Raw genomic sequence first — 21,805 nt, 5'->3', positions numbered from 1 at the left:
CTCCAAGGGCATGGCGGCTGCGTCGTGCGGGTCGCTGTCGCGCGTCCCGCGTGGTGTCGTTCCTGACGTGTCTTTCACAGCAGAACTGGCCATAGACCAAGTTTATTCCCGACTCAGGCGAGCATTCGCAAGAAAGATCGCGATCGCCTGCGCGCCCCGCTCGCCAGCTAGTACGATGGCCGGTTCCAGTAGTCGTCGCTCGCGTACACGTCTTTCAGATAGTCGATGAAATAGCGCACGCGCGCCGGCACGAAGCGCTGCTGCGGATAGACCGCAAGAATGTCGTAATCGGGCAGCGCATATTCGTCGAGCACGGTTTCGAGCTCGCCGCGCGCGAGCTGCCGCTGGATTTCCCACGTCGAACGCCAGCCGAGTCCGAGCCCCTCCGAAACCCAGCGATGGAGCAGTTCGCCATCGTTGCAGTCGAGCGAGCCGCCCACCCTCACCGTCGCGAGCTTGCCGTTGCGGCGGAAATACCAGCCGCGGTTTTGCCCGCCTTGCAGATTGAACGCGAGACAGTTGTGGGCCGGCAGATCCTCGAGCGTCTTCGGCTTGCCGTGACGGCGAAAATAGTCGGGCGTACCGCATACCACGCGCCGGTTCGACGCGAGCTTCACCGCGACGAAGTTCGGATCGACCGCGCCGCCGATGCGGATCGACAGATCGTAGCCCTCGCGCACCAGATCGACGACCCGGTCGGTCAGATTGAACGACATCTGCAACTCGGGTTTGTCGCGCAGAAATGCAGGCGCGAGCGGCGCGACGTGCTTACGCCCGAACGCCGCGGGCGCCGACACGATCAGATGGCCGTTCACCGCGCGGCGCCCCGCGCTCAGTTCGTTTTCCGCCTGATCCCATTCGCTGAGAAGCCCGCGGCAGCGTTCGAGAAACGCGGCGCCGTCCTCGCTGACGACGAGCCGCCGTGTCGTGCGATACATCAGCTTCACGCCGAGGCGCTTCTCGAGCGCATCGATGCGCCGCCCGAGAATCACCGGCGACACCCCTTCCTCCAGCGCCGCCGCCGCGAGACTGCCCGCATCGGCGACCCGCACGAAGGTTTCGATCTGTTTGAAGCGGTCCATGTTCGTCTCCCACCTGTCTCTTGCCGGGGCTGATGCCGGCCGTGCGCCGGGCTTCACGTCATTCCATACTTTTTGTTCCGGAATAAGCGACCCGGACTGATCTTATCAAACCTTCGGCGCAGGCCTACAGTGTCCCTCAACCGACGTAATTCCCGACCTTGAGGAGACATTCATGGCCAAAATGAGAGCCGTCGACGCCGCCGTTCTGGTGCTCGAAAAAGAAGGCATCGATACCGCGTTCGGCGTGCCCGGCGCCGCGATCAACCCGTTCTACTCGGCGATGCGCAAAGCCGGCGGCATCAGTCACGTGCTCGCGCGCCATGTGGAGGGTGCGTCGCACATGGCCGAGGGCTATACGCGCGCCCAGCCGGGCAACATCGGCGTGTGCATCGGCACGTCGGGCCCCGCCGGCACCGACATGATCACCGGTTTGTACTCCGCGCAGGCCGACTCGATTCCTATTCTGGCTATCACAGGCCAGGCGCCGCGCGCGCGCCTGTACAAGGAAGACTTCCAGGCCGTCGATATCGAATCGATCGCGAAGCCCGTCACCAAGTGGGCGGTGACCGTGCGCGAGCCGGCGCTGGTGCCGCGTGTGTTCCAGCAGGCGTTCCACCTGATGCGCTCGGGCCGCCCGGGTCCGGTGCTGGTCGATCTGCCGATCGACGTGCAGCTCGCCGAAATCGAATTCGACATCGACACCTACGAACCGCTGCCGGTCTACAAGCCGAAGGCCACCCGCAAGCAGATCGAAGCCGCGCTCACGCTGCTCAACGATGCCGACAAGCCGCTGATCGTGTCGGGCGGCGGCGTACTGAACGCCGTGGCCGAGGACCTGCTCGTGAAGTTCGCCGAAACGGTCGGCGTGCCGGTGATCCCGACGCTGATGTCGTGGGGCGCGATTGCCGACGACCATCCGCTGATGGCCGGCATGGTCGGTCTGCAAACCTCGCACCGCTACGGCAACGCGACGATGCTCGCGTCCGACTTCGTGCTCGGCATCGGCAACCGCTGGGCGAACCGTCACACCGGCAGCGTCGATGTCTATACCAAGGGCCGCAAGTTCGTGCACGTCGATATCGAACCGACGCAGATCGGCCGCGTGTTCGGCCCGGATCTCGGCATCGTGTCGGACGCGAAGGCCGCGCTCGAACTGTTCGTCGAAATCGCCAGCGAATGGAAGGCCGCGGGCAAGCTGAAGGATCGCGGCGCGTGGGTCGCCGATTGCCAGCAGCGCAAGCGCACGATGCTGCGCAAGACGCACTTCGACAACGTGCCGATGAAGCCGCAGCGCGTCTACGAAGAGATGAACCAGGTGTTCGGCCGCGATACCTGCTACGTGAGCACGATCGGTTTATCGCAGATCGCCGCCGCGCAATTCCTGCACGTGTACAAGGCGCGCAACTGGATCAACTGCGGTCAGGCCGGCCCGCTCGGCTGGACGATTCCGGCGGCGCTCGGCGTGCGCGCGGCCGATCCGCAACGGCCGATCGTCGCGCTGTCCGGCGACTACGACTTCCAGTTCATGATCGAGGAGCTCGCGGCCGGCGCGCAATTCAAGCTGCCGTATGTGCACGTCGTCGTGAACAACTCGTACCTCGGGTTGATCCGCCAGGCACAGCGCGCGTTCGAGATGGACTACTGCGTGCAGCTCGGCTTCGAGAACATCAACTCGCCGGAGACGAACGGCTATGGCGTCGATCACGTCGCGGTCGCCGAAGGTCTCGGCTGCAAGGCGATTCGCGTGTTCAAGCCGGAAGAGCTGAAGCCGGCGCTGCAAAAAGCGCAGTCGATGCTCGCCGAGTTCAACGTGCCGGTGATCGTCGAAGTGATTCTCGAGCGCGTGACCAACATCTCGATGGGCACCGAGATCGATGCGATCAACGAGTTCGAGGAACTCGCGGAAAAGCGCGAGGACGCGCCGACGGCAATCAGCCTGCTCGATTGAGCGTTGCGTCTTCACGGTATTCGCAGCATTCAGCGCGCTCGATGCGCGAGGGCCGAGTTCATGCTCTGCGCCCTCGCCTCATCACGACCAGCGTGCCACTCCCTGACCGACCTGAGAGACAAAAGCACCATGCCGAAATTCGCAGCGAACCTGACGATGCTGTTCAACGAAGTGCCGTTCCTCGACCGTTTCGCGGCGGCGGCCAACGCCGGCTTTCATGCCGTCGAATTCCTGTTTCCCTATCCGTATTCGATCGCCGAATTGAGCGCACGTCTGCAACAGAACCGCCTCAAGCTGGTGCTGCACAACCTGCCGGCCGGCAACTGGGAAGCCGGCGAACGCGGCATCGCGTGCCTGCCCGATCGGGTCGCCGAGTTTCAGGAAGGCGTGGGCCACGCGATCGACTACGCAAGCGCGTTGAAGGTGCCGCAACTGAACTGCCTCGTCGGCATTCCGGGCGCGAACGTCGACGCCGATACCGCCCGCGCAACGATCGTCGACAACCTGCGCTTTGCCGCGCGCGAACTCAAGAAGACCGGCATCCGGCTGCTCGTCGAGCCATGCAACTCGTACGACATTCCGGGCTTCGCGCTGAACCGTTCGCGCGATGGACTCGACGTGATTCGCGAGGTCGGCTCGGACAATCTGTTCTTGCAATACGACATCTATCACATGCAGCGGATGGAAGGCGAACTCGCGGCGACGATCGAAAAGAACCTCGCGCAGATCTCGCATATCCAGCTCGCGGACAACCCCGGGCGGCACGAACCGGGCACCGGCGAGATCAACTATCCGTATCTGTTCGCGCTGCTCGACTCGCTCGGCTACGACGGCTACGTCGGTTGCGAATACAAGCCGCGCACGACGACCGATGCCGGCCTCGGCTGGGTGCAAAGCGTGGCAGGTCAGGCGCGTGGCGCGGCGCATGCGGCGGCTTGAGGCGCCTTGGGGTTCCTGATGGAACCCTGAAGCCTCAACGCACGCCCCCTATAACCCTGGAGATTCACACACATGGCAAAGATCGGCTTCATCGGACTCGGCATCATGGGCGCGCACATGGCGCGCAACCTCATCAAGGGCGGTCACTCGCTGTTCGTGAACGGCGCGTATCCGGTACCGGACGACATCGCGAAGAGCACGAGCGTGGTCGCCAGTTCGACCGCGGTCGCGCAGGCCGCCGACATCGTCATCATCATGGTGCCGGACACGCCGGACGTCGCCAACGTGCTGTTCGCCGACGACGGCGTCGCCGCCGGCCTCACCAAAGGCAAGCTCGTCATCGACATGAGCTCGATCTCGCCGCTCGACACCCAGGCGTTCGCGAAGAAGATCAACGCGCTCGGCGTCGACTATCTCGATGCGCCGGTGTCCGGCGGCGAAATCGGCGCGCGGGATGCGTCGCTGACGATCATGGTCGGCGGTCCCGAGAAAGCCTTTGCGCTGGCCAAGCCGTTGTTCGAGCTGATGGGCAAGAACATTTCGCTGATCGGCGACAACGGCGCGGGTCAGACCTGCAAGGTCGCGAACCAGATCATCGTCGCGCTGAACATCGAAGCGGTCGCGGAAGCGCTGCTGTTCGCGTCGCGCTCGGGCGCTGATCCAGAGCGGGTGCGGCGCGCGCTGATGGGCGGCTTCGCGTCGTCGCGGATTCTCGAAGTGCATGGCGAGCGCATGACGAAGCGCACGTTCAATCCGGGTTTCCGGATCGAGTTGCATCAGAAGGACCTGAATCTCGCGCTCGATGGCGCGCGTAAGCTCGGCATCGCGCTGCCGCATACCGCGAGCGCGCAGCAACTGTTCAGCGTCAGCGCCGCGAACGGCGGCAAGGCGTGGGATCACTCGGCGATGGTGCGCGCGCTCGAAATCATGGCGAATCATGAAGTCGCGCAGGCGCCGGACAGCGAGGAAGCGAAGGCGGCTTGAGGTCTTCGTGTTTCCTCTTCAGTTCAGCTCGCCGTTGATTCCGCTGGTTGCCGCTTCGGCATCGGCGACGTCACGGTGAACACAGGTGGGGCGCCCGTTCGTTGCACGGCAGCTTGGGTTGCCGGCGCGGCGCAATGGGCAAATCGCGCCGCTCTGGGCTGAGAGCGGCAAGTGGGGTCCGCAGCGGCACCCGTCGGTGACGGGGAAGCCTTGGTCGGTCAGACGTCGTCGTCGGGTGTCCGGCTGTCGGATTCGCCAATCAATACGTATCGAACACCTTCTGCAACGCCGCCGGCGCAGTGTGGCCCGCGGCCAGCGCCAGCATCAGCAGCACCCTCGCCTTGTACGGATTCAGCGAACCCGCGCTGACGAAACCGAGCGCATCGTCGGCCGCCGCGCCGTTGCGCATCACATGCCCCGAACCCACGCGCGACGAGCGCACCACCGCCACGCCGCGCAACGCGGCATCCGCCAGTGCCTGCTGCAACGACTGGTGGATCGAGCCATTGCCCGTCCCCGCCACGACGATGCCGCGCACATCCGCGGCGACCAGCGCATCGATGGCGATCCGCGACACGCCCGCATAGCTCGTGACGATCTCCACCTGCGGCCACGCCGCATCGATCGCGAATTCGCTCGCGACCGTATGCGCGCGCACCACGCCGCGCTGGAATTCGACGCGGCCATCCTGCACCCAGCCGAGCGCGCCGATTTCGGGCGACTGGAACGCATCGACCGCATACGTGCTCGTTTTCACAACGTCGCGCGCGCTATGAATCCGGTTGTTAAACGCGACCAGCACGCCCTGCCCGCGTGCCGCCGCGTGCGCGGCGACCGTCACCGCGTTTAGCAGGTTCAGCGGACCGTCGGCGGACAGCGCCGACGCTGGACGCATCGCCGCGGTCAACACGACCGGCTTGTCCGACTTGACGGTCAGATGCAGCAGATAGGCGGTTTCCTCGAGCGTATCGGTACCGTGCGTGACCACCAGGCCGTCGACGTCGTCCGTCGCGAGCAGCGCGTTGACGCGTTGCGCGAGTGTGGTCCAAAGCGGCAGCGACATGTCCTTGCTGTCGACGCTGGCGATCTGCTCGGGCGCGATCCGCGCGACCGTAGACAAAGCCGGCACCGCCGCGAGCAGCTGATCGACGCCGACGACGCCCGCCTGATAGCCCGACGTATTGGCCGCATCCGGGGCCGCGCCGGCGATCGTGCCGCCGGTCGCGAGCACTGCGATGCGCGGCAGCGTCGACGCGGTGCTATGGCCGGGGGGAATCGGGAGAGAGGGAGAAGTCGAGGTATTCATGGCGGCGATTGTAAGCGATGCGCTTCGCGTCGCCATGCGTGGAAGACCGGACGCGGGTTCGGCTTGCGCGAGCGTGCGCAACGCGCGAGCGGGCTTAAATCTCATGCGGTGCCCAATTGCACTCATCACCACAAGTATTGACGACGGGTGCAAGTCCCACCCTAAGCTGCTCGCGGCTCTAAGCCGCCTCGCGCAACTGCGCCGCGATGTCTGCCTCGCTCAACTGCGGCGCGAACATCTCGATCAACCGATAGGCGTACGCGCGCAGGAACGCGCCCTTGCGCAAGCCAACGCGCGTCGTGCTCGCCTCGAACAGATGCTGCGTGTCGAGCGCGACGAGTTCGCTGTCGCGCTTCGGGTCGTAGGCCATTGCCGCGACCACGCCGATGCCCATGCCGAGTTCGACGTAGGTCTTGATCACGTCGGCGTCGATCGCGGTCAGCACGACGTCGGGCAACGCACCCGCTTTCGCGAACGCCTGATCGATATGCGAGCGGCCGGTGAAGTCCTGGTCGTAGGTGACGATCGGAAATTCGGCGATCTCGTCGAGCGTCAGATTCGCTCGGTCGACGAGCGGATGATCCTTCGGCACCACCACGACGTGATGCCACGAATAGCACGGGAACGTGACGATGTCGGGAAAACGGTCGAGCGCCTCGGTCGAGATGCCGATATCCGCCTCGCCGTTGATGATCATCTGCGCGATCTGCTGCGGGCTGCCCTGGCGCAGCGCCAGATGCACTTTCGGGAACACCGACGTGAACTGCCGAACCACCTTCGGCAATGCGTAGCGTGCCTGCGTGTGGGTGGTCGCGACGACGAGGTGGCCGCTGTCCTGATCCGCGTACTGACGCGCAACGCGGCGCAGATTCTCCGCGTCGAGCAGCATCCGCTCGATCAACTGATGCACGGCCTTGCCTGGTTCGGTGAGCCCGGTCAGACGCTTGCCGCGGCGGATGAAGATGTCGACCCCGAGTTCGTCCTCGAGATCCTTGATCTGCTTCGATACGCCCGACTGCGACGTGTAGAGCACGTTCGCCACTTCGGTCAGGTTCATGTTCTGCCGCACGGCTTCGCGCACGAAGCGCAATTGCTGGAAATTCATCGTTGTGTCTCCGGTTCTGCCAGAGTTGAGTTATTGGAGCCGCAAATGTCAGGCGATCCACGCGGTACGGCTGATACGTTCTCTCCTGTCCTCAGTGCCGCACAGCGGCGCCGCCACCTCACTGCGCCGGAAACACCCGCAGCGCGCGCGGCACCGCGGTCACGCCGTCGCCGACCGCGAGTTGCAGATCACGCCACGTTTCGCGATCGAGTTCGGCTTCGAGCAGATTGCCCTCGCGACCCGAGAGCTCGACGCGCACCGAACCGCCGAGCGTCACCACGCGCCGCACGTCGACGACAATGCCCTCGCGATGCCCCGCCGCCTGCGGATACAACTGCAGATCGTGCGGCCGCACATAGGCGAACGCCGGGCCCCTAAAACCCGCCGCGATCGCGACCGGCAGCGCCGCGCCATCGACGACGAAGCCTTGCGCATCGACGCTGCCGTGCAGGCGGTTCGCCGCGCCGAGAAACTCGTAGACGAACGGCGTCTGGGGATGGTCGTACACCTCCTGTGGGCTGCCGACCTGCTCGACATGCCCGCGATCGAGCACGACGATGCGGTCCGCCACTTCGAGCGCTTCTTCCTGATCGTGCGTGACGAAGATCGTCGAAATATGCAGATCGTCGTGCAGGCGACGCAACCAGCTGCGCAGTTCCTTGCGCACCTTCGCGTCGAGCGCGCCGAACGGCTCGTCGAGCAACAGCACCTTTGGCTCCACGGCCAACGCACGTGCGAGCGCGATGCGCTGGCGCTGGCCTCCGGACAGCTCCGACGGATAGCGCTGCGCGAGCCAGTCGAGCTGCACGAGCTTCAGCAACTCATGCACCTTCTCACGAATCACCTTCTCGGACGGACGTTCCTTGCGCGGCTTCACGCGCAGCCCGAACGCGACGTTTTCGAACACCGTCATATGACGGAACAGCGCGTAGTGCTGGAACACGAAACCCACCTCGCGCTCACGCGCGCCGACCGCCGCGACATCCTGGCCTTGCAGCTCGACCTGGCCGCCGTCCGCGTATTCGAGGCCGGCGATCACACGCAGCAACGTCGTCTTGCCGCAACCGGACGGCCCGAGCAGCGCGACGAGTTCGCCCGGCGGAAAGTCGAGCGACACGTTGTCGAGCGCGACGAAATCGCCGAAGCGCTTTTGCAGGTTACGAACGGTGATACCCATTTACAGCTCTCCTTGCTTGAGCGGATGTCGCTGCGACGCAGGCGTGGCGTTGACGAAAAACAAATGAGAAGCGGACTGCGCGCTATTGGCCTGCGAAGCGCCGGACGGCGACACGGGCCCCGCGTACGCAGGCGCTTCGCGCGCCGCCGACAGTTCCGTCGACATATGACGCTCGGCCAACAGCTTGAGCCCCAGCGTAACCAGCGCCAGCAGCGCGAGCAGCGAGGCCACGGCGAACGCGGCCGAGAAGTTGTACTCGTTGTAGAGGATTTCGACGTGCAGCGGCATCGTGTCGGTCTGCCCGCGAATATGGCCCGACACGACCGACACCGCGCCGAACTCGCCCATTGCGCGCGCATTGCACAGAATCACGCCGTACAGCAGACCCCACTTGACGTTCGGCAGCGTGACGCGACGGAACGTCTGCCAGCCCGATGCGCCGAGCACGTGCGCGGCTTCTTCCTCGTCGTTGCCCTGCGCCTGCATCAGCGGAATCAGCTCGCGCGCGACGAACGGGAACGTGACGAAGATCGTCGCGAGCACGATGCCCGGCACCGCGAAGATGATCTGCACGTTGTGATCTTCGAGCCACGGGCCGAACCAGCCCTGCGCGCCGAACATCAGCACGTAGATCAGACCGGAGATCACCGGCGACACCGAAAACGGCAGATCGATCAACGTGGTCAGCAGCGCCTTGCCACGGAATTCGAACTTCGCGATACACCACGACGCCGCAAGGCCGAACACGAGGTTCAGCGGCACCGCGATCGCCGCGGTGAGCAGCGTCAGTTTGATCGCCGACAGCGCATCCGGATCGGCGAGCGCTTCGAAGTAAAAACGCAGCCCCTTGTTCAGCGCCTGGTAGAACACCGCGGCGAGCGGCACGACCAGAAACAGCGCGAGAAACAGCAGTGCGAGGCCGATCAGCAGCCAGCGCACGACTGCCGGCTCGCTGACCGGATCGGGGCGACGCGCCACGCTCGCCGGGTTGGTCGGAACGCGGCTCATTGCACACCTCCACCGATAGCGGCGACGCTCGTGGCCACTGGCGCCGATCCCGTATTGCCGCGGCTCGTGCGCCGCTGCAGATACCACTGCAGCGTGTTGATCAACAGCAGCATCAGGAACGACACGACCAGCATCACGACCGCGAGCGCCGTCGCGCCCGCATAGTCGTATTGCTCGAGCTTCGTGATGATCAGGAGCGACGTGATCTCGGACTTCATCGGCACATTGCCGGCGATGAAGATCACCGAGCCGTATTCGCCGAGCGCGCGCGCAAAGGCGAGCGCGAAGCCGGTCAGCAGCGCCGGGAGCACGGCCGGCAGCACGACGCGGCGAAACGTGAGCCAGCGCGACGCGCCTAGACACGCGGCCGCCTCCTCCTGCTCGCGCTCGAACTCCTCGAGCACCGGTTGCACGGTGCGCACGACGAACGGCAGGCCGATGAACGTCAGCGCGACCAGCACGCCCGCCGGCGTGAACGCGATCTTGATGCCGAGCGGCGCGAGGAACTGGCCGATCCAGCCGTTGCCCGCATACACGGCCGCGAGCGAAATGCCCGCCACCGAGGTGGGCAACGCGAATGGCAGATCGACGACCGCATCGACGATACGCTTGAACGGAAACGTGTAACGCACCAGCACCCACGCGACGAGAAAGCCGAACACCGCGTTGATCAACGCGCCGCCTAGCGCCGAGAAAAACGTCAGCCGATACGACGCGAGCACACGCGGCGACGTGACCGCGCGTACGAACTGATCCCAGTCGAGCGTCGCGGTTTTCAGAAAGGTCGCCGCCAATGGAATCAGCACCACGAGGCTCAGATAAGCCACCGTGATGCCGAGTGTCAGGCCAAAACCGGGCAATGCGCTCGGCTTGCGGAAGGTCAACGTGGTCATGCTGGATACTCGTTCATGGTTGATGCTCGCGCGGTTGTTCGTTTTGCCGTGCTGCCGTACTGCGGTACTGCCGCACTGCTGGCCACCGGACCCCGGTTAGCCGAAAGCGCGCCCATTGGGCGCGCCCTCTTTCCCCTGGCTGTGATTCAGGCGGTGGTTCTTACTGCGGCTGATAAATCGAATCGAACACGCCGCCGTCCGCGAAATGGGTCTTCTGCGCGTTGGTCCAACCGCCGAACGAATCGTCGATCGTGTACAGCTTCAGCTTCGGAAACTTCGCGGTCAGATCGGCGGGCACCTTGCTGGAACGCGGACGATAGAAATTGCGCGCGGCGATCTCCTGACCTTGCTCGCTATACAGGAAGTTCAGATATGCCTCGGCCAGCTTGCGCGTGCCGTGTTTGTCGACGACCTTGTCGACCAGCGCGACCGGCGGCTCGGCCAGAATGCTCACCGACGGCACCACGATCTCGAACTTGTCCGGACCAAACTCCTTCAGCGACAGGAACGCCTCGTTTTCCCACGCGATCAGCACGTCGCCGATACCGCGCTGCACGAAGCTCGTGGTCGCGCCGCGCGCACCCGAATCGAGCACGCCGGCGTTCCTGTACAGCTTGCCGACGAACTCCCTGGCCTTCTGGTCGTTGCCGCCCGGTTGATGCTCGGCGTACGCCCACGCGGCCAGATAATTCCAGCGCGCGCCGCCCGAGGTCTTCGGATTCGGCGTCACGATCGACACGCCCGGTTTCACCAGATCGTCCCAATCCTTGATGTGCTTCGGGTTGCCCTTGCGCACCAGAAACACGATCGTCGACGTGTACGGCGATGCGTTGTCCGGCAGACGCTTTTGCCAGTTCTTGTCGACGAGCCCCTTGTTCGCGATCGCGTCGATGTCATAGGCGAGCGCGAGCGTCACGACGTCGGCCTGCAGTCCGTCGAGCACCGAGCGAGCCTGAGCGCCCGAGCCGCCGTGCGACTGCCTGAAGGTGACGGCTTCGCCGGTCCTGGCCTTCCATTCCTTGCCGAATGCCTGATTGATGTCCTGATACAGTTCGCGCGTCGGATCGTAGGACACGTTCAACAGCGAGGTGTCGGCGTGCGCGACGCCGCTTGCGCCCAATATGCCGAGCGCCCCCGCCGCGCCGACGGCGAGCGCCGCGATCAGTCTTCTGGTTCGAGCCGCAAGCCCCGTATGCCGATGGTTCATTTCAATTTTTCTCCGCGTGATGTCCGCTGATGAGCGTCTGGTGTTGTTCTGCGTCGCGGTCACGTGCACATGAGCGCCAACCGGAGGCCAGTCTATCGAAGCGCCTTCATCATTAAAAATAATGTTTCTTCATTTTTTAATACTCAAAAGTGGTAACGACAGATGCTCCGGCTGTTGGGACGCCGAAAACGCCGTCGTGTCGCCGATAAACGACGTCCCAGCGCGACCCTTGCGCCGAACTTAAAGTAAAGCTTGAAATGCGCCGAATACTGTATAAAAATACAGTCACCTGTTCATACATACAGTGGCTATGACAAAACTCACCGCACGACAGCAGCAGGTTTTCGATCTGATCCGCCGCGCGATCGAACGCACCGGCTTTCCGCCCACTCGCGCGGAAATTGCCGCCGAACTCGGGTTCAGCTCGGCCAATTCCGCGGAAGAGCATCTGCGCGCGCTGGCGCGCAAGGGCGTGATCGAACTCGCGGCCGGCGCGTCGCGCGGCATCCGCCTGCTGTCCGGGCAGGAGGACGCGCCGTATCAGTTCACCCTGCCGCATGCGGGCCTGATGCAGTTGTCGTTGCCGCTGATTGGCCGGGTCGCGGCGGGTAGCCCGATCCTCGCGCAGGAACATATCTCGCAGCACTACGCGTGTGACCCGGCGCTGTTCTCGAGCAAGCCCGACTACCTGCTGAAGGTGCGCGGCCTGTCGATGCGCGACGCGGGCATTCTCGACGGCGACCTGCTCGCGGTGCAAAAGCGCACCGAAGCGAAGGACGGCCAGATCATCATTGCGCGGCTTGGCGATGACGTGACGGTCAAGCGTCTGAAGCGCCGGCCGAACGGCATCGAACTGATCGCCGAAAACCCCGATTACGACAACATCTTCGTGGAAATCGGCAGCGCCGATTTCGCGCTCGAAGGGATCGCGGTCGGGCTGATCCGCCCCAGCGAGTTCTGATCTTTCGCTGTCGCCGGAACGCTTGCGCCGGTTTGTCCAACCCAAGCCGCATTTACGCCCGCATCTACGCCCGCATCTACGCCGCATCGCCTGGAGAGACTCATGGAACGCCTTGCCCGCCTGTTGCCCTTTCGCCAGTTCGGCCGTCTGCGCCATCTGCGCAAGCTCACGCCCTGCGCGCTAATCGAGGCGCCCGCTGCGCGCACGCCCTCGCTGTTCGACGCGACTGCCGAAGCTTCCGGTCTGCCGTCGTCGTTGCCGGCGTTCGCGCGCGTGTCGCTGAATTCGGCGCTGAACATCGCCGAGCCCGCGCGTCGCGCGCCGGTGCGGGTCTATCATGGACCGTCGCGACTGATCATGGTCGGCACGGTCGACGCCGTATGCCGTATGATCGATCGTTGCATAGCCGACGAAGCCAACGTGCACGGCGCGGTGTTCGAAGCGTGAGCGAATCCTGAGTACGCATGCAACAAGCACCTCGGATGTTCAGAGATTCGCGCGGGATGGGATCGTTTCGACCTCGCCGTGGTCGACGTTAGATCATCACTGACGTGGAGTCCCATTCGATGACAATTCGGAAACGCACACAGGGCAGCGCCACCCGGCCGCTGCTGATCACGCTGATCGTGGTGATCGTGATTGCCGCGCTGGGCTTTATTTATGCGTCACCGTATCTCGCGGTGAACAATCTCAAACGCGCCGCCGATGCGCGTGACGTGCAAACCGTCAATCAGTATGTGGACTTTCCCGCGCTACGCGATAGCCTGAAGCAACAGGTGGGCGCCATGCTGACACGCCGGCTTGAGGCGGATGCCGGCAACAAGATGGCCACGATCGGCGCGGTGATCGGCGTGACGCTGATCGGCCCGCTCGTCGATGCCTATGCGACACCCGACGGCGTCGCGGCGCTGCTGAACGGCATGCCGCCGCGTGGCACGCCGGGCGAGCAACCGTCCGCGCCGCCAACCGCGGGCGGCGAAGCGCCGGCCACGCCAGCCGCGGGCGACACCACCACGCAGGCAAGCGCACCGCCGCCCGGGCGTCAAAGCACGGCGGGCTATCGCAGTCTCAACGAGTTTGTCATCACGTACCGGCGTGGCGAAGGTAACGCGAATTATTCGGCAATCTTTCGTCGCGAAGGTCTGGTCACGTGGAAGCTCGCGGCGATCAATCTGAACGAGTGAGGTCGGAGCCTGGCCGGATGGGATGCGTAGCTGGCCATCGGGGCCGGCCACGCGACAGGGTCTATACACATCTGGGCTAGATGACGGGGCGCGCGGCTTCGCGTCCCTCACTAGCCCATTACGCCGCAGCCGCCTGCTGCTGCTCCTGCGCGGACGAGCACGCCACCAGAATGCTGCACGACACGCGGTCGAGCAGCGGCGTGTTGCCCGCCCCCATCCACCATCGCGACAAACCAGTCCGGCAGCGATGACCCACCACCACAAGGTCGACCTGCAACTCGTTGGCAAGATTGGCGATCTCGTCGATCGGATGACCGAATGCGAAATGCCCTTCCGCGCTCACGCCTCGCTCGGTCAGCCAGTTCACGCCCTCCTGCAGAATCTCGCGGGCAGTTTTTTCGAAGCTGCCGCAGGCGACGTCCGTCAACAGGCCCGCGCTCTGCGCGATGCTCGAACGCATGTCGACGACCGACAGCAGATGCGTTTCCGCCTTCAGTTCCAACGCCAGATCGGCACCGCAACGCAGGGCTTTGCGGCCTTCGCGCGAGCCGTCGTAGCACAACAGGATTTTCTGGTAGCTCGCCATCTGCTTTCTCCATTCGCGCGGAAAGCGCGGTCTGAATCAATCATGGTGCGCCGCAATTCGGCTTGCAAGGGATGGAAAACGCTAAGTACATACTCGGTGCATGCCGATCCAGTCTGCACAAGCGTTGGGCGACCCGACGCAGCGTTTGCACACGGATGCCGCAATGCAAAACTTCGTTTGCGAACGCTGCGTCGACACACTGCGGGCCGGTTGACGCGCCAGTCGTGCCACCGCCAATCAGCGGCGCCAAGCGACACCGACGAGCGCATCGCACCCCACGCATGACGCGTTCCCGGACACCCGCTCGCATCAGCGATCCGATACCTGGAGTAAGCGGCTTCGCGTGCGCAATGCGTGCATCGCAGGTATGTTGTGTGTCTTGCGCGTACGTTGTGTCTTTTTCCGGAGCCTTGCTCGAGCCATGCCCACCGTCCCCATCGAGTTCCATCAGGTCAGGAAAAGCTACGGCGAAAAAACGGTCGTCGACGGATTGTCGTTTCATGTGAACACCGGCGAATGCTTCGGGCTACTCGGCCCCAACGGCGCCGGTAAGACCACGACGTTGCGCATGCTGCTCGGCATTGCGGCGCCCGACGCCGGCGCGATCCGGCTGTGCGACGAGCCGATCCCGGGCCGCGCGCGCCTCGCACGCTCGCGCGTCGGCGTGGTGCCGCAGTTCGACAACCTCGATCCCGATTTCACGGTGCGCGAAAATCTGCTCGTATTCGGTCGCTACTTCGGTCTGAGCGCCGCGCAGTGTCGCGCGGTGGTGCCGGGTCTGCTCGAATTCGCTCGCCTCGAGAACAAGGCGGACGCGCGCGTGAGCGAACTGTCGGGCGGCATGAAGCGGCGCCTCACGCTCGCGCGTGCGCTGATCAACGATCCCGACGTGCTGATCATGGACGAGCCGACCACCGGTCTCGATCCGCAAGCGCGCCATCTGATCTGGGAGCGGCTGCGCTCGCTGCTCGCGCGCGGCAAGACCATCCTGCTGACCACGCACTTCATGGAAGAAGCCGAACGGCTCTGTCATCGACTGTGCGTGATCGAGGAAGGCCGCAAGATCGCCGAAGGCGCGCCGCGCGAGTTGATCGAGTCCGAAATCGGCTGCGACGTGATCGAGATCTACGGCCCCGATCCGTTTGCGTTGCGCGACGAACTCGCGCCGCTCGCCGAGCGCACCGAGATCAGCGGCGAGACACTGTTCTGTTATGTGAACGACGCGCAGCCCGTGCATATGCGCCTCAAGCAGCGCGCCGATTTGCGCTATCTGCATCGGCCGGCGAATCTCGAGGATGTGTTTCTGCGGCTCACCGGTCGCGAAATGCAGGACTGAACCCATAGCGAGACACTTGATGGACGCACGTACTTACGAAACCCACGACGGCACGCCATCGGCGCAAGAGCCGTTCGGCGCCTTCCCCGCCAACGCCACGAACTGGATCGCGGTGTGGCGCCGCAACTACCTGGTGTGGAAAAAGCTCGCGATCGCGTCGATGTTCGGCAACCTCGCCGATCCGATGATCTATCTGTTCGGTCTCGGCCTCGGGCTCGGGCTGATGGTCGGGCACGTCGACGGCGTGTCGTATATCTCGTTCCTCGCGGCGGGCACGGTGGCGTCGAGCGTGATGATGTCGGCGAGCTTCGAGTCGATGTATTCGGGCTTTTCGCGCATGCACGTGCAGCGCACGTGGGAAGCGATCATGCATACGCCGCTCACGCTCGGCGATATCGTGCTCGGCGAGGTGGTGTGGGCCGCCAGCAAATCGGTGTTGTCGGGTGTGGCGATCATGCTGGTGGCGGGCGCGCTCGGCTATGCGAGTTTTCCGTCGATGCTGCTCGCGCTGCCGGTCATCGTGCTGGCCGGTCTCGCGTTCGCGAGCCTCGCGATGATCGTGACGGCGCTCGCGCCGTCATATGACTTTTTCATGTTCTATCAGACGCTCGTGCTCACGCCGATGCTGCTGCTCTCCGGCGTGTTCTTTCCGATCTCGCAACTGCCCGGCGCCGCACAAGCGGTGACTGCCGCGCTGCCGCTCGCCAATGCGGTCGATCTGATGCGCCCGGCGATGCTCGGTCGGCCGATGGAGCACGCGGCGCTGCATGTGAGCGTGCTGGCCGCTTATGCAGTCGGCGGCTTCATCGTGTCGGCGATCCTGTTTCGGCGTCGCATGATGAAGTAAGCCGAACGTGCGGGCGGCGCGTTGCGCCTGCACCCGCGCAAGACGACGCCGCGTCGGTCGTCGCACGGCGTGTTTGCTATCGTTGCGCGCTCATTCTTCGTCATCGCTCCACGGAATGTCGACGTCGGAGATGAACGCGACCGTCGCGAACGGGCCGCCGTCGTGACGCCCGATCTTGCCATCTGCGCGCTGCCACTCCACCCGGAACACGGTGGCCGGATCATCCGCGATCAGCCGCACCGTGCGCAATTCGTCGGGATCGGCGTCCTCGACGGGACCGTCGAGCGAAATCAGCAGCGCCTGTGGCCATAGACCATCGGCGGGATCGTAGATCTTGTCGCCGTCGTGAATCAGCGTGAAGGCTTCCACTCCGATGGTGGCCGACGCATCGACGATCATCTTGGCGAGCGCACGCAACAACGCGGTCGCTCGCGCCGAGTTCGCCTGACGGATCGCGAGATCACCGCGTGTGAGAGCCTGCTCGAGTTTTGGATTGGTTTTCTGTTGCGCCATGGCTGTTTTGGTCCTATCGCTCTGTTGTGGGCAACGCGCCATCGGGACGACGCGCCGCGCTTCTATTTGGGTCCATCTATTGTCGCTCGTGTGCATTGCAGCATCGCGGGCTGGGCGGCAGGTCCGCGGTTCGACTGCGATTACTCCGCGTGTCCCCTGATCGTGGCGCGCACCATCAGGATCGTTTTCTCAGGGCCGTCCTTGCCGTCCACCACAGTTTAGGTCGTGATTCGGATTCCGGGAGAACATTTGCCGCTTAGTGCCTGGCATGTGTCGCATTTCATGCATCGGCTCGCGGGCGCCGCGGCGTACGTTTACCGCGTCCACCTGTGACCTTCGACGCCTGCGCCCCAGCCGGCTTCGCATCCGCGATCCGCGCGATCAGATGGTCGCGAAACGTGCGCACCGACGGGGGCAACTCGCGCCCCGCCATCGTCTGCACCTGGATGCTGCGCTGGCGCATCTGCGGGTCGGTGAGCGGAATCACGACGAAGCCGTCGTCAGCATAGCGGTCGCGCACCGACAGCAGCCCCGTGAACATGATCGCGCCGGACCGCTGCGCGTAGCGATAACTCGCGCCGCTGTTGTTGCAGATCAGGTCCGGCTCGAGGAGGATGCCTTCGAGCGCGCACGTGATGTCGATCAACTGGCGAATCGTGGTCCCCGTCTCCGACAACACGAGCGGATAGCGACTCGCCTCGGCGAGCGACAGGTTCGCGCGCGCCGCAAGGGGATGATCGGCGCGCAGCAGCACGAACACCGGCGCGCGTTCGGTGTGCTCGACCTTCACGCCCTTCTCCGGCGCGAGGCTGAACGACAGCGCGATATCGACGTCGCCGTCGCGCACGTGGCGAGTGGCGTCGGCCGGCGACATCACGGTCAGCGTGAAATCGATGCCGGGGTGCTCGGCGCGGAAATTCGCAATCGCGGCGGGCAGGAAGTCGACCGCAAAACCCTCGGCGGTCGCTATCTTGATCCGGCTGCCGTGCAAGCTCGCGAGGCCGCTAATCTCTTTCATCACGTGCTCGGCTTCGAGCAGGCTGCGTTGCGCGTACGCAAGCAGCCGCTCACCGGCCTCGGACAGCGTCATGCCGCGCGGACGCCGCTCGAACAGCGTCACGCCGAGCTCGCTTTCGAGCCGCACGATTTGCCGGCTGATCGCCGATACCGCGACGTGCAGCCGCTCGGACGCGTCGCTCAGCGAGCCGCTGCGCGCGACTTCGACGAAATAACGCAACGCGATGCCATGCAGTGAACGTGCCATCCTGGACGCCTCCATCGAATCAGTTGCAACGGTGCCATGGGTGGGCGGGTGCCGCGGTTTGAGCCGACGCGCGACGCTTTGCTTTTCCGGCAAGGCAAGCTTCGAAACATGATCATTGTGACAAAAATGGCGCGCTTCTAGAATCGGTTGCAATGACGTTGCAGGCGATTCGCCTGAACGCCGCGCCGAGCATCGAGCCATCGAGCCTGGCGGCCCTCCGCCCCTTGACCCATCCCCCGCATCGGAGACATCGACATGAGCCGCAACCAGGCCATCGAGCTTGCCACCCGGCACTTCGAATCCGGCGCTTTTCTCGCCGATCTGAACCGTCGCGTCGGTTTTCGCACCGAAAGCCAGGAAAGCGATCGCGGCGCACTGCTGCTGTCCTATCTGACCGACGAAATCCAGCCCGAAGCGGAGCGCCTCGGCTTCAGCACGCGCATCGTCGATAACCCGGTCGATGGCTTCGGTCCGTTTCTGATCGCCAACCGTCACGAAGGCGATCATCTGCCGACCGTGCTGATCTACGGCCACGGCGACGTCGTGCGCGGCTACGACAGCCAGTGGCGCGCGCCGCTGACGCCGTGGGCGGTGACCGTGGAAGGCGAGCGCTGGTTCGGTCGCGGCACCGCCGACAACAAAGGCCAGCACTCGATCAACCTCGCCGCGCTCGCGAGCACGCTCGCCGCGCGCGACGGCAAACTCGGCTTCAACACGAAGCTGTTGATCGAGATGGGCGAGGAAACCGGCTCTCCGGGGCTCGACGCGATCTGCCATGCGCGTCGCGACGAACTCGCCGCCGACGTGCTGATCGCCTCCGACGGTCCGCGTCTCGCAGCGCGTCGTCCGACCGTGTTTCTCGGCTCGCGCGGCGCGGTCAATTTCAGGCTGTCGCTGAACCTGCGCGACGGCGCGCATCACTCGGGCAACTGGGGCGGCTTGCTGCGCAATCCGGCGACGGTGCTCGCCAACGCGCTCGCGAGTCTCGTCGATGCGCGCGGCGTGATCGCAGTCGAAGGCCTGCGTCCGCCGCCAATCCCCGAGGCCGTGCGCCGCGCACTTGCCGACATCACGGTGGGCAACGGTCCGGGCGACCCCACCGTCGATGACAACTGGGGCGAGCCGGGTCTTTCCGCGCCCGAGCGCGTGTTCGGCTGGAACAGCTTCGAAGTGCTGGCCTTCAAGGCGGGTAATCCGGAGAACCCGGTCAACGCGATTCCGCCGTCGGCGTTCGCGGTCTGCCAGTTGCGTTTCGTGGTCGGCACCGCTTGGGAAAACCTCGGCAAGCATCTGCGCGCGCATCTCGATGCGCACGGTTTTCAGCTGGTCGAAATCGACGTCGAACGCGGCGCGCCAGCCACGCGGCTGGATCCCGACGATCCGTGGGTCACGTGGGCGATCGCGTCGCTCGAAGCGACCACCGGCAAGAAGACCGCGCTGCTGCCGAATCTCGGCGGCACGCTGCCGAACGAGGTATTCGCCGACACGCTCGGTCTGCCGACGATCTGGGTGCCGCATTCTTATCCGACCTGCTCGCAGCATGCGCCGAACGAGCACCTTCTAGCTCCGGTGGTGCGCGAGGGCCTGCAGATGATGGCGGGACTGTTCTGGGATCTCGGCGAGAATTCGCCGCTTGCGGCGAAGCGCGAGACGGTGGATACGGCAAAGGCCGCGGGTTGAGTTCGGCCGACGCCGAGTGATTCGCTGCGCCTTCCGCGGCCGCCCCGGCAATCGACCGGGGCCACCGCGGCAAGCGCGTCGCGCTTACCTCGACATCAAGGCGCCGGATTCGGCTGCAGCTCGTGCAGCCTGTCGATTTCCGCCAGCACTTCCGGCGACAGCTTCACGTCCGCGCTGGCGATGTTTTCCTTCAATTGTTCGAGCGAGGTCGCGCCGATCAGATTGCTGGTCACGAACGGCCGGCTATTGACGAACGCGAGCGCGAATTGCGCGGGGGTCATGCCGTGGCGCTTCGCGAGCTCGACGTAACGCGTGGTCGCCTGCACGGCTTGCGGCTTGCTATAGCGCTGGAAGCGCTCGAACAGCGTGATGCGCGCGCCGGCGGGACGCGCGCCGCCTTCGTACTTGCCCGACAGCCAGCCGAACGCGAGCGGTGAATACGCGAGCAGACCGATGTTGTCGCGATGCGCGTACTCGGACAGACCCACTTCGTACGTGCGGTTCAATAGGCTGTACGGATTCTGGATGCTGACGATGCGCGGCAAGCCGAGTCTTTCGGCCGCGCGCAGAAACTGCGCGACACCCCACGGCGTTTCGTTCGACACGCCGATCTGGCGCACCTTGCCAGCCTTCACGAATTCGGCGAGTACCGTCAGCGTTTCCTCGATCGGCACCGTGTACGCGTCGTCGACCCACGGATACGACGGGCGGCCGAACGTCATCGTGCTGCGATCGGGCCAGTGCAGCTGATACAGATCGACGTAGTCCGTTTGCAGACGTTCGAGGCTGTCGTTGAGCGCCTCGGTCAGGTTCTTGCGATCGAACTGGTTGCCCTCGCCGCGAATATGACGCGGATTGTGCGGCTGACGCGCGGGGCCCGCGATCTTGGTTGCGAGCACGATCTTCTCGCGCGCGCTCTTGTGCTGCGCGAGCCACGTGCCAATGTAGCGCTCCGTCGAGCCTTGCGTTTCGGCGCGCGGCGGCACCGGATACATTTCCGCGGTGTCGATCAGGTTCACGCCGTGATCGAGAGCGTAGTCGATCTGCGCGTGCGCTTCCTGCTCGGTGTTCTGCTCGCCCCACGTCATCGTGCCGAGACCAATCAGGCTAACCTGCACGTCGGAGTCGCCGAGTCTGCGGTATTCCATCTAACTTGTCCTGTTGAAGAGGTGAACGGAAAGCGCAGACGTTACCACGCCGGCGCATTACCTGCAGCAAGGCTAGAATGCGGGGCCATGCGTTGCAGCGCGCCGCCTGGTGCTTGCGCGTTGCGCGCTTTGCGCTCTCGATGCGCGTTTCATCATGACTTCGTTGCCATGAATCACGAACACCTCGAATTGCTGGTCACGCGCGTGATGCCCTACGGGAAATATAAAGGCCGCGTGATCGCCGACCTGCCCGGCCACTATCTGAACTGGTTCGCGAGCCAAGGCTTTCCGCCCGGCGAGATCGGCCGTCTGCTCGCGTTGATGCACGAGATCGATCACAACGGTTTGAAACCGCTGCTCGATCCCTTGCGCAAACCGAAGCCCCTGGAGCGTTGAGACCGTGGCCGTGAAAGCGTTGCCAAGCCGGCTGAAAGTCGCGACGCAGGCAAGCTGCAAGCTCTATGGGACAGTACAAATTCATACAGGTTTTTTCTTGCGGATCGCGTTTGCGTGGCCTTTAATCGGCATAGGTCGTCGCGCTGTGAAACGTCGAGAGTGAAGCGGATCAGTCGTCATTCGCTGAACAATTTCGATGTGTTCCGGCGCCCTGCGATCCCCCGCCTTCGTGACTCCCTGC

General features: G+C 64.3%; 21 protein-coding genes. 10 read left to right on the top strand and 11 right to left on the bottom strand.

From position 1 onward, the window contains the following. Positions 1–167: 167 nt before the first annotated feature. Positions 168–1,082, bottom strand: coding sequence for a substrate binding domain-containing protein (locus OKW28_RS24330; RefSeq protein WP_184043936.1), 915 nt, complete (start codon positions 1,080–1,082; stop codon positions 168–170). A 172-nt stretch (positions 1,083–1,254) separates the two neighbouring features. Between OKW28_RS24330 and gcl the strand changes: the two genes are divergently transcribed. The 3 genes from gcl (at position 1,255) to OKW28_RS24315 (ending at position 4,953) form a co-directional block, all read left to right on the top strand. Further along, positions 1,255–3,030, top strand: a complete 1,776-nt coding sequence (gene gcl / locus OKW28_RS24325) for a glyoxylate carboligase (protein WP_429449572.1) — start codon at positions 1,255–1,257, stop codon at positions 3,028–3,030. A 129-nt stretch (positions 3,031–3,159) separates the two neighbouring features. Further along, positions 3,160–3,969: a hydroxypyruvate isomerase gene (gene hyi / locus OKW28_RS24320; RefSeq protein ID WP_429449570.1), complete on the top strand. Its 810-nt coding sequence runs from the start codon at positions 3,160–3,162 to the stop codon at positions 3,967–3,969. 72 nt (positions 3,970–4,041) lie between these two features. Next, positions 4,042–4,953 (top strand): 2-hydroxy-3-oxopropionate reductase, encoded by a 912-nt coding sequence (locus tag OKW28_RS24315; RefSeq protein WP_429449568.1) that lies wholly within the window; start codon positions 4,042–4,044, stop codon positions 4,951–4,953. A 259-nt stretch (positions 4,954–5,212) separates the two neighbouring features. Here OKW28_RS24315 and OKW28_RS24310 read toward each other — a convergent pair whose 3' ends face one another. The 6 genes from OKW28_RS24310 to OKW28_RS24285 all read right to left on the bottom strand — a co-directional run bounded on the left by OKW28_RS24310 (position 5,213) and on the right by OKW28_RS24285 (position 11,649). Continuing rightward, positions 5,213–6,259 (bottom strand): asparaginase, encoded by a 1,047-nt coding sequence (locus OKW28_RS24310; protein WP_429449566.1) that lies wholly within the window; start codon positions 6,257–6,259, stop codon positions 5,213–5,215. A gap of 178 nt (positions 6,260–6,437) precedes the next feature. Next, complete coding sequence (locus OKW28_RS24305) at positions 6,438–7,364, bottom strand: CysB family HTH-type transcriptional regulator (protein WP_429449564.1); 927 nt, start codon at positions 7,362–7,364, stop codon at positions 6,438–6,440. Between the two features lie 118 nt (positions 7,365–7,482). After that, on the bottom strand, positions 7,483–8,541 hold the full coding sequence (locus OKW28_RS24300; protein WP_429449561.1) for a sulfate/molybdate ABC transporter ATP-binding protein: 1,059 nt from the start codon (positions 8,539–8,541) through the stop codon (positions 7,483–7,485). Further along, positions 8,542–9,549 carry a sulfate ABC transporter permease subunit CysW gene (cysW, locus tag OKW28_RS24295; RefSeq protein ID WP_429449559.1) on the bottom strand — a complete coding sequence of 336 codons (1,008 nt, stop codon included), beginning with the start codon at positions 9,547–9,549 and terminating at the stop codon, positions 8,542–8,544. Next, the gene (cysT, locus tag OKW28_RS24290; RefSeq protein ID WP_429449557.1) at positions 9,546–10,442 is read right to left on the bottom strand and encodes a sulfate ABC transporter permease subunit CysT; all 897 of its coding nucleotides are present in this window, start codon (positions 10,440–10,442) and stop codon (positions 9,546–9,548) included. The genes cysW and cysT overlap by 4 nt, the downstream gene beginning before the upstream one ends. Before the next feature lie 160 nt (positions 10,443–10,602). Beyond that, the gene (locus OKW28_RS24285) at positions 10,603–11,649 is read right to left on the bottom strand and encodes a sulfate ABC transporter substrate-binding protein (protein WP_429449555.1); all 1,047 of its coding nucleotides are present in this window, start codon (positions 11,647–11,649) and stop codon (positions 10,603–10,605) included. 310 nt (positions 11,650–11,959) lie between these two features. Between OKW28_RS24285 and lexA the strand changes: the two genes are divergently transcribed. The 3 genes from lexA (at position 11,960) to OKW28_RS24270 (ending at position 13,794) form a co-directional block, all read left to right on the top strand. Then, positions 11,960–12,610, top strand: a complete 651-nt coding sequence (gene lexA / locus OKW28_RS24280) for a transcriptional repressor LexA (protein WP_429449553.1) — start codon at positions 11,960–11,962, stop codon at positions 12,608–12,610. Between the two features lie 102 nt (positions 12,611–12,712). Next, positions 12,713–13,057 carry a hypothetical protein gene (locus OKW28_RS24275; RefSeq protein ID WP_018418189.1) on the top strand — a complete coding sequence of 115 codons (345 nt, stop codon included), beginning with the start codon at positions 12,713–12,715 and terminating at the stop codon, positions 13,055–13,057. A 119-nt stretch (positions 13,058–13,176) separates the two neighbouring features. Continuing rightward, on the top strand, positions 13,177–13,794 hold the full coding sequence (locus OKW28_RS24270; RefSeq protein ID WP_429449551.1) for a DUF2939 domain-containing protein: 618 nt from the start codon (positions 13,177–13,179) through the stop codon (positions 13,792–13,794). 118 nt (positions 13,795–13,912) lie between these two features. On the opposite strand, the gene OKW28_RS24265 is transcribed toward OKW28_RS24270, so the two are convergent. Further along, positions 13,913–14,380, bottom strand: coding sequence for a universal stress protein (locus OKW28_RS24265; RefSeq protein WP_429449549.1), 468 nt, complete (start codon positions 14,378–14,380; stop codon positions 13,913–13,915). A 421-nt stretch (positions 14,381–14,801) separates the two neighbouring features. On the opposite strand from OKW28_RS24265, the gene nodI reads away from it, so the two are divergent. After that, a complete protein-coding gene (gene nodI, locus OKW28_RS24260) occupies positions 14,802–15,716 on the top strand; it encodes a nodulation factor ABC transporter ATP-binding protein NodI (protein ID WP_429449547.1) in 915 nt (304 codons plus the stop codon). A 19-nt stretch (positions 15,717–15,735) separates the two neighbouring features. Continuing rightward, positions 15,736–16,563 (top strand): ABC transporter permease, encoded by an 828-nt coding sequence (locus OKW28_RS24255; RefSeq protein WP_184043958.1) that lies wholly within the window; start codon positions 15,736–15,738, stop codon positions 16,561–16,563. 90 nt (positions 16,564–16,653) lie between these two features. Here OKW28_RS24255 and OKW28_RS24250 read toward each other — a convergent pair whose 3' ends face one another. Both OKW28_RS24250 and OKW28_RS24245 read right to left on the bottom strand, forming a co-directional pair. Beyond that, positions 16,654–17,076 (bottom strand): hypothetical protein, encoded by a 423-nt coding sequence (locus OKW28_RS24250; RefSeq protein WP_429449545.1) that lies wholly within the window; start codon positions 17,074–17,076, stop codon positions 16,654–16,656. A 280-nt stretch (positions 17,077–17,356) separates the two neighbouring features. Next, on the bottom strand, positions 17,357–18,340 hold the full coding sequence (locus tag OKW28_RS24245) for a LysR family transcriptional regulator (protein WP_429449542.1): 984 nt from the start codon (positions 18,338–18,340) through the stop codon (positions 17,357–17,359). Between the two features lie 255 nt (positions 18,341–18,595). Between OKW28_RS24245 and OKW28_RS24240 the strand changes: the two genes are divergently transcribed. Continuing rightward, positions 18,596–20,020, top strand: a complete 1,425-nt coding sequence (locus tag OKW28_RS24240; protein WP_429449540.1) for a M20 family metallopeptidase — start codon at positions 18,596–18,598, stop codon at positions 20,018–20,020. 95 nt (positions 20,021–20,115) lie between these two features. Here the strand turns inward: OKW28_RS24240 and OKW28_RS24235 are convergent, their stop codons facing one another. Then, positions 20,116–21,168: an NADP(H)-dependent aldo-keto reductase gene (locus OKW28_RS24235; protein ID WP_429449537.1), complete on the bottom strand. Its 1,053-nt coding sequence runs from the start codon at positions 21,166–21,168 to the stop codon at positions 20,116–20,118. Between the two features lie 168 nt (positions 21,169–21,336). On the opposite strand from OKW28_RS24235, the gene OKW28_RS24230 reads away from it, so the two are divergent. Continuing rightward, positions 21,337–21,564 carry a DUF3820 family protein gene (locus tag OKW28_RS24230; RefSeq protein ID WP_018418198.1) on the top strand — a complete coding sequence of 76 codons (228 nt, stop codon included), beginning with the start codon at positions 21,337–21,339 and terminating at the stop codon, positions 21,562–21,564. Positions 21,565–21,805: the final 241 nt, after the last annotated feature.

It is taken from the genome of Paraburkholderia sp. 40 (assembly GCF_050434105.1).
GTDB lineage: Bacteria > Pseudomonadota > Gammaproteobacteria > Burkholderiales > Burkholderiaceae > Paraburkholderia > Paraburkholderia tuberum.
This window is presented reverse-complemented; position numbering and strand designations above follow the sequence as displayed.

Excerpts from the sequence above, each read along its gene's own strand:
- OKW28_RS24330 (WP_184043936.1), bottom strand. The coding sequence starts at position 1,082 with ATGGACCGCTTCAAACAGATCGAAACCTTCGTGCGGGTCGCCGATGCG.
- gcl (WP_429449572.1), top strand. The coding sequence starts at position 1,255 with ATGGCCAAAATGAGAGCCGTCGACGCCGCCGTTCTGGTGCTCGAAAAA.
- hyi (WP_429449570.1), top strand. The coding sequence starts at position 3,160 with ATGCCGAAATTCGCAGCGAACCTGACGATGCTGTTCAACGAAGTGCCG.
- OKW28_RS24315 (WP_429449568.1), top strand. The coding sequence starts at position 4,042 with ATGGCAAAGATCGGCTTCATCGGACTCGGCATCATGGGCGCGCACATG.
- OKW28_RS24310 (WP_429449566.1), bottom strand. The coding sequence starts at position 6,259 with ATGAATACCTCGACTTCTCCCTCTCTCCCGATTCCCCCCGGCCATAGC.
- OKW28_RS24305 (WP_429449564.1), bottom strand. The coding sequence starts at position 7,364 with ATGAATTTCCAGCAATTGCGCTTCGTGCGCGAAGCCGTGCGGCAGAAC.
- OKW28_RS24300 (WP_429449561.1), bottom strand. The coding sequence starts at position 8,541 with ATGGGTATCACCGTTCGTAACCTGCAAAAGCGCTTCGGCGATTTCGTC.
- cysW (WP_429449559.1), bottom strand. The coding sequence starts at position 9,549 with ATGAGCCGCGTTCCGACCAACCCGGCGAGCGTGGCGCGTCGCCCCGAT.
- cysT (WP_429449557.1), bottom strand. The coding sequence starts at position 10,442 with ATGACCACGTTGACCTTCCGCAAGCCGAGCGCATTGCCCGGTTTTGGC.
- OKW28_RS24285 (WP_429449555.1), bottom strand. The coding sequence starts at position 11,649 with ATGAACCATCGGCATACGGGGCTTGCGGCTCGAACCAGAAGACTGATC.
- lexA (WP_429449553.1), top strand. The coding sequence starts at position 11,960 with ATGACAAAACTCACCGCACGACAGCAGCAGGTTTTCGATCTGATCCGC.
- OKW28_RS24275 (WP_018418189.1), top strand. The coding sequence starts at position 12,713 with ATGGAACGCCTTGCCCGCCTGTTGCCCTTTCGCCAGTTCGGCCGTCTG.
- OKW28_RS24270 (WP_429449551.1), top strand. The coding sequence starts at position 13,177 with ATGACAATTCGGAAACGCACACAGGGCAGCGCCACCCGGCCGCTGCTG.
- OKW28_RS24265 (WP_429449549.1), bottom strand. The coding sequence starts at position 14,380 with ATGGCGAGCTACCAGAAAATCCTGTTGTGCTACGACGGCTCGCGCGAA.
- nodI (WP_429449547.1), top strand. The coding sequence starts at position 14,802 with ATGCCCACCGTCCCCATCGAGTTCCATCAGGTCAGGAAAAGCTACGGC.
- OKW28_RS24255 (WP_184043958.1), top strand. The coding sequence starts at position 15,736 with ATGGACGCACGTACTTACGAAACCCACGACGGCACGCCATCGGCGCAA.
- OKW28_RS24250 (WP_429449545.1), bottom strand. The coding sequence starts at position 17,076 with ATGGCGCAACAGAAAACCAATCCAAAACTCGAGCAGGCTCTCACACGC.
- OKW28_RS24245 (WP_429449542.1), bottom strand. The coding sequence starts at position 18,340 with ATGGCACGTTCACTGCATGGCATCGCGTTGCGTTATTTCGTCGAAGTC.
- OKW28_RS24240 (WP_429449540.1), top strand. The coding sequence starts at position 18,596 with ATGAGCCGCAACCAGGCCATCGAGCTTGCCACCCGGCACTTCGAATCC.
- OKW28_RS24235 (WP_429449537.1), bottom strand. The coding sequence starts at position 21,168 with ATGGAATACCGCAGACTCGGCGACTCCGACGTGCAGGTTAGCCTGATT.
- OKW28_RS24230 (WP_018418198.1), top strand. The coding sequence starts at position 21,337 with ATGAATCACGAACACCTCGAATTGCTGGTCACGCGCGTGATGCCCTAC.